This is a genomic window from Cupriavidus sp. 01L46 (genome assembly GCF_056399905.1).
The window spans coordinates 1-4,009 of the sequence record NZ_JBFTSF010000435.1; the positions used below are offsets into that span (position 1 = coordinate 1).

The 4,009-nt window shown below is 60.9% G+C and carries 4 protein-coding genes; 1 reads left to right on the plus strand and 3 read right to left on the minus strand.

The annotated features are described in order from the left end of the window. Positions 1–491 precede the first annotated feature (491 nt). Positions 492–692, minus strand: coding sequence for a site-specific integrase (locus tag AC1DS3_RS36170; RefSeq protein ID WP_441641235.1), 201 nt, complete (start codon positions 690–692; stop codon positions 492–494). A 47-nt stretch (positions 693–739) separates the two neighbouring features. Here AC1DS3_RS36170 and AC1DS3_RS36175 point away from each other — a divergent pair, with 47 nt between their 5' ends. Further along, entirely contained in the window at positions 740–2,017 is a 1,278-nt protein-coding gene (locus AC1DS3_RS36175) for a helix-turn-helix domain-containing protein (RefSeq protein ID WP_477129094.1), read from the plus strand. A 203-nt stretch (positions 2,018–2,220) separates the two neighbouring features. Here the strand turns inward: AC1DS3_RS36175 and AC1DS3_RS36180 are convergent, their stop codons facing one another. Both AC1DS3_RS36180 and AC1DS3_RS36185 read right to left on the minus strand, forming a co-directional pair. After that, positions 2,221–3,246, minus strand: coding sequence for a methionine synthase (locus AC1DS3_RS36180; RefSeq protein ID WP_477129092.1), 1,026 nt, complete (start codon positions 3,244–3,246; stop codon positions 2,221–2,223). Positions 3,247–3,563: 317 nt separating this feature from the next. Continuing rightward, a partial coding sequence (locus AC1DS3_RS36185; protein WP_477129093.1) for a putative oxygenase MesX occupies positions 3,564–4,009 on the minus strand: 446 nt, incomplete at its 5' end.

Below are 4,009 nucleotides of genomic sequence, written 5' to 3' on the forward strand. Positions count from 1 at the left end.
GTCGAGAAGCAACGAACTAATGGACGAGCAAAGCATGGCTGAGGGGGCGTGAAACTAGCCACACATTTTTGTTTCATTCATGAGACACATGGCCCGTCGGACCTGGCACGATGGTCGGCGAAGTCGATGCGCGGTGGACTTGAGACGGCGACGATGGAAATGCAACAACATGGCTTTGGGGCCGGCTGCCGCGTCCGGCAAGCCGCAAGATCTTGCTAAGGACGGGTTGCGCTGATCCCATCGAGGCTGCAGATGTCATGGTCCGTCTTGTGGCCCCATGCTTGTAGTCCTTCTACTGGAAGGTGCCGCGTCGCCGTCGAAGGTCTGCAGGCGCTGGTTGGCGATGGCGACGCGATGGGAGTGGCAGCACAGCTAGGGGGCCTTATGCTCTGCAGAGCATAAAGCCGTTTAGGCACAGTCGCCGGTTTTGCCCAACTCGTCGACCAACGATCGCAGGCGCGCTGCAATGCCGGCGACGAGACTGCGCATAATCAGAACTGCCGCAGGAAGGCGAGCACGCTGTCGGAAGGTTTGAACCGGAACGTAGCTGCTTCGGCTGGCGCCAGTTTCTCAAGAGCCCGTTCCTTTGCGGCCAGATCGGCGTCGATGTAGACGTGAGTTGTTTCGATGCTCTCGTGCCCGAGCCAGAGGGCGATAAGGCTGATATCGACGCCCGCCTGCTGCAGTTGCATGGCCGCTGACGCACAACGTGTGGCGAGATTCGCTTGTCAATCAAGCTCTGACATCGCGATCAAGCCTGATCTCCGTCCTCGAGGACGGCCTGATGGTCTGGCGTGCCGCCGAGAAGCTTGGGATCTCCAAGCGCCAGGTCGAGCGGCTGGTGCACCGGTATCGGCAGGACGGCCCGCAAGGCCTCGTCTCCCGTAAATGGGGACAGCCGGGCCACAACCAACTGCCACCAGGTTTGGAATCCCGTGTCCGCGGTCTGATCCGTGACAGTTACGCCGACTTCGGCCCGACGCTGGCTTGCGAGAAGCTGCGCGAGCGCCATGGCATCGAGATCTCGCCGGAATGCGTGCGCCGGATCATGATCGACACAGGCTTCTGGGTGCCGCGCCGGCAGCGCCCGCCCAAGGTGTACCAGCCGCGCAACCGGCGCGCCTGCCTGGGCGAGCTGGTGCAGATCGACGGCAGCGACCACCGCTGGTTMGAGGACCGCGCGTCGGCGTGCACGCTGCTGGTCTACGTCGATGACGCCACCCGGGCCTACATCGAGCGCCACGGCAAGCCGCAGGCGTTCTATTCGGACAAGTTCAGCGTCTTCCGATTGGCCGCCAAGACCAATGCCGAGGGCCGGGGCTATACGCAGTTCGGTCGACCACTGCTCGAGCTGAACATCGACATCCTGTGCGCCAACTCCAGCCAGGCCAAGGGCCGCCTCGAACGGATGAACAGCACGCTGCAGGACTGCCTGGTGAAGGAACTGCGCCTGCGCGGCATTTCGAGCATGGCGACYGCCAACGCCTATGCCCCAACCTTCATGGAGGACTTCAATGCCCGCTTTGCCAAGGTGCCACGGAGCGACTTCGATGCGCACCGGCAGTTGCGTGGCGACGAGGATCTGGAATGGATCTTCAGCTGGCGCGAATGGCGCAAGGTGTCGCAGAGCCTCACACTGCAGTACGACAAGGTAATGTACCTGCTGGAGGACCTGCCCGAGCACCGGCGCCTCATCCACCGCTATATAGAGGTAGCTGACTACCCGGACGGACACGTCGAGCTGTGGGCCGATGGCACTTCCCTGCCCTACACGACCTATCACCGGCTCTCCGAGATCGACCAGGGCGCCATCGTCGAGAACAAGCGGCTCGGGCATGTCCTGGACATCGTCGCCCAGGTGCAGGCGTTGCGCGACGACCGTCACCGGGCCGGTCCCTCGCACACGATGCAAGGCGAGCCGCCGCGGCCGCACAATCCGCCGCTGAACGTGAAGCGGCAGCGACTGCTCAACCGGCTGGATCTTGATCGGGCCATCAAGGGGACGCCCCTGCCCTAGTCTGGCCGTTAGCCACTCGATTGCAGACGCCGGGCGGGACACTACCCGATGGCAGTTGCCAACCCATTGCAGCCATACGTAACGCGCGATAGTCCTTGAGACGTCAAGCAATCTTGGAAAAGCTGGTCGACTCAGTATGCGCGGGATGTGTCACGCCACCGACGGCGCGACCAAGATGACTGGGCGCAACGACCGACTGTGCGTCACGCCGTGGTGAGTCGCTCCTTTGCCAGCCTTGTGCCTGCTGCCAGTGCTTCCAGCTTGCGCCACGCCACGTCCCGCGCCATCGGCGCCAGGCCGCAATTCGTGCACGGGAACAGCCGCTCCTTCGGCACGAACTCCAGCGCTCGGCCGATGGTGTCAGCCACTTCCTCGGGTGTCTCGATCACGTCGCTGGCCACATCGATCACGCCGACCAGCACGTCCTTGCMGACCAGCAGGCTCATCAGGTCAGGCGGCACATGGGAGTGGATACATTCCAGGCTTACCTGATCGATGCTGCTGCGGGCAAGTGCGGGGAACACCGCCTCATACTGGCGCCATTCGTCGCCCAGGGTACTCTTCCAGTCGGTATTGGCCTTAATGCCATAGCCGTAGCAGATGTGCACGGCCGTTGTACAGGTCAAGCCATGAGCCGCGCGCTCGAGCGCCTGCACGCCCCAGTCGGCGGCGTCCTTCATGTAGACATTGAAGGCGGGTTCGTCGAACTGGATGATGTCTACGCCGTCAGCCTGAAGCGCCAGGGCCTCCTGGTTGAGCAACTCGGCCAAAGCGAAGGCCATCTTGACCTTGTCGCCGTAGAAGCGGTCCGCTACGGTGTCGACGAGGGTCATCGGGCCGGGCAGGGTGAATTTCAGCTTCTTCTTCGTGTGCGCTCGCGCCAGCTGCGCCTCGAAGGCATGTACTCGGCCCTTCAGGCGCAGAGCCGACACCACCTGCGGCACCATCGCGTCATAGCGGTTGTCGCGGATGCCCATCTTCACCTTGTTCTCGAAGTCGATGCCCTCAACCTGCTCAAGGAAACCGTGCACGAAGTGCTGTCGCGATTGCTCGCCGTCGCACACGATGTCCAGGCCGGCGTCTTCCTGGGCCTTGATCCACAGCAGGGTCGCATCGGCCTTGGCCTGGCGAAGTGCATCGCCTTCAGCCTTCCACTGAGGCCAGAGCTTGTTGGTTTCAGCCAGCCAGGCGGGCTTCGGCAGGCTGCCGGCAATGGAGGTTTCAAACATCTGAGGATTCCTTTCAAACAATGATGGGTGTGACGAGCGTGCTTCGGGACCGTTTTTTTGCCGAAGCAGCCACAGGATGGCGTGTTATGTGGGACATGACGGCAAGCAGCGCCGATGCGAGTACCGCGACACAGTGATATTCGCTCCGGCGAGCTTGGTCAACGAGGTGTCGGAATAAGTCCGCGCTGTTCGCCAACCCAACTCAGACATGGACACACTGTCTTATCGTAGAGGCGAAGTGGCGAGGGCGAGACAGACATGATTGTCGAGCTACCCAATAGCTTCTTCATGAAGAATGGCCTGTGTATTTGGGCGGGTCAGAGCGAGGAATTGRCAGCCCACTGCTCAAGGACGCCCTTGTACGGCTTGATGAAGTGCTCCTCCGCAAATTTTCCCTGTTTGACAGCCAACTGGCTGCGTTCTTCCCGGTCATAGACAATTTGCGTCAACGAGTAATCCTGGTTCTTCAGGCTCGGTTGATAGAGTTTCCCTGCTGCAGAATTGGCGTTGTAAATTTCTGGGCGATAAATCTTCTGGAAGGTTTCCATTGTGCTGATGGTGCCGATCAACTCGAGATTCGTGTAGTCACCTAGCAGGTCGCCGTGAAAGTAGAAAGCCAACGGTGCGACGCCATTCGGAGGCATGAAAAATCGAACCCGCATCCCCATCTTTGCGAAGTATTGGTCGGTCGAGGACAGCTCATTCTGTTGGTACTCGACACCCAATATGGGGTGCTGGTTCCCGGTCCGCTGATAGGTCTTGC